General features: G+C 67.4%; 1 protein-coding gene and 1 pseudogene. Both read left to right on the forward strand.

Annotation, left to right across the window (positions count from 1 at the left end):
• Positions 1-138: 138 nt before the first annotated feature.
• Positions 139-357, forward strand: a pseudogene (locus IE271_RS40665) (transposase family protein); the annotation flags it as partial.
• Positions 358-475: 118 nt separating this feature from the next.
• On the forward strand, positions 476-1,219 hold the full coding sequence (locus tag IE271_RS40670; RefSeq protein WP_190195447.1) for a class I SAM-dependent methyltransferase: 744 nt from the start codon (positions 476-478) through the stop codon (positions 1,217-1,219).
• Positions 1,220-2,237 lie beyond the last annotated feature (1,018 nt).

Consider the following 2,237-nt stretch of genomic DNA (forward strand, 5'->3'; position numbering starts at 1 on the left):
GGTGACCGCCGGACAGGCCGCGGACAGCCCGCAGTTCCTGCCCGTGCTGCACAAGATCCGCGTCCGCCTGCCGGTCGGCCGGCCCCGCACCCGCCCCTGCCGCAGATCCACCGACCGGACCTACACGCCTATTAGGCGTATCAGGGTGCGGGCCCCGCCCTCCGCGTCCCGTTCCGCGGCAGGAACCTGCGCGGCCGGCGTCGGCGTCACGACCGGGACCATGCCGAGATCCGCAGCTTCGGCGAACGCGCCATGGCGGTCCTCAAGGGCTGGCGGCTCCTGCGCAAGCTCCGCTGCAGCACCACCCGGGTCACCGCCATCGTCCGAGCCGTTGTCGCCCTCGAACTCGCCAACTGATCAAGATGGAAAATGCTCAGTGTGCGACCTCACCATATGCTTGTTCCTGATGCCTGCATGACAAGTGCTCTCAAAAACTCGGTGGACATCGCATGGGCCGGCAGCGAGCGTTGGTGGAATGCAGCAGGAGAAGATCTGGGACGCCGATACCGCCCAGCGCTATGACACGCCCGGTTCCGGAATGTTCGCGCCCGAGATCCTGGAACCGGCTGTGAACCGTCTCGCCCAGCTCGCAGGTGGCGGAAAAGCGCTTGAGTTTGCCATCGGGACAGGCCGAGTGGCCGTGCCGCTCGCGGAGCGAGGAGTCTCTGTCGCTGGCATCGAGCTGTCGCTCCCGATGGTGGAGCAACTGCGGACCAAGGCCGATGAAGCAACGATCCCCGTGATCGTTGGTGACATGGCGACCACCGTCGCTCCAGGGAAGTACGCCCTCGTCTACCTCGTGTACAACACGATCTCCAACCTGCTCACCCAGGATGAGCAGGTGCAGTGCTTCCGCAACGCGGCCCGCCACCTCGCACCTGGCGGCCGGTTCGTAATCGAGCTCTGGGTACCTGAATTGCGCAAGCTCCCGCCGGGCCAGACGGCCACCGTCTGGCAGTCCGAACCCGGCTATATCGGGCTGGACACCTACGACGTCCTCCACCAGCACGTCGTATCGCACCACTTCCGTTTCGATGAGACCCAGCAGGCGCGGTTGTTCCGCAGCCCTCATCGCTATGTCTGGCCGGCCGAGCTCGACCTTATGGCCCAGCTGGCCGGATTCGAACTGGAGACTAGGCATGCGGACTGGGCCGGCGCCGAATTCACCGCCGATTCGCGTTCTCACGTCTCCGTCTACCGGATCCCACCCGCGGGGTAGCTCCGTATGGGCGGGATCGGCCGCGACTCGTGGCCGCCGACTGCTGAATCGCCCGTGGGACCGCAGGAGTTCGTGGGAGGAAGACCCTTGATGTCGTCCTGGCCGACCTCGACGGCCTCATCGCCTACCGCGAGCGCGACCAGGCCGACCAACGTCGCGCCCATGAGATCCGCGAGCAGCGCGCTGTCGAAGCCCAAGCTGAAGCCGAGGCCGCCCGCCGGCGTCGCGAGGCGAGCGTCTGGCCCTGCCCCGGATGCGGCCGCCCTCTCCGCCCCCACCCTGACTTCCAGATGGGCGAGCGCTGCGCCATGTGCGCCCGGGAGCTGGCCCAGGCCCGGGCCGCGCAGGAGGAGGCGGAAGCGGCTGCCCGGCCCCGGCGGCTGTTCGGCCGCCGCCCTCAGGCACAGGGTGCCTGGCAGGGAGAGGTCCGTCGTGGGTCCGGCCCGTGCGCCTTGCGGGCCGGACCCGCTCGATGCCTGCACCGGCTACCTCACAGGCCACCTCGATGGTGTCCTGCGGCGTGGTGTAGCAGCGATCTTCGCAGGAGCAGCTTCGGCGCCTGCCCATCGGCACGAGTCGCCGATCATCTGGGTCGACGGCACAGGCTGACGGCCCGTCGGGTTACGAAAGCTGCGGATACCTCCGATTGCTGGTGCGACCTGCAGCTTCGTGCTTGATCGCTGGTACACCACATCCCAGGACGCAACCGACTGCGCCGCTCTTGACAGAGGCCTCAAGGGCCCGGGGAAACGGAGGCATCAGCCCGGCGCCCGCGTCATCACCGCGGGCCCCGCCACGGACAGCGATGCCGCTCTTTCAGGAGGCCTTGACGGCCAGGGGGGATCCAGGCATTCGCTGTCCTGCGCGAGCAGTCACCCCGGGACGTTGCATGGTCTCGGGGTAGCTGCTTACGCACTGGATTAGGTCGTTTCTGATGGCTCTTGAACGGTGTCGCGGAGCCAGATGACGATGGCGGTGACGGTGAGGGTGCCGTTGAAGATGTAGTCGCGTTTGTCGT

The sequence above is a fragment of the Streptomyces minutiscleroticus genome (assembly GCF_014650875.1).
Taxonomy (GTDB): domain Bacteria; phylum Actinomycetota; class Actinomycetes; order Streptomycetales; family Streptomycetaceae; genus Streptomyces; species Streptomyces minutiscleroticus.

What these genes read in the sequence shown, in the direction of transcription:
- IE271_RS40670 (WP_190195447.1), top strand. Translation starts at nt 476, where the DNA reads ATGCAGCAGGAGAAGATCTGGGACGCCGATACCGCCCAGCGCTATGAC.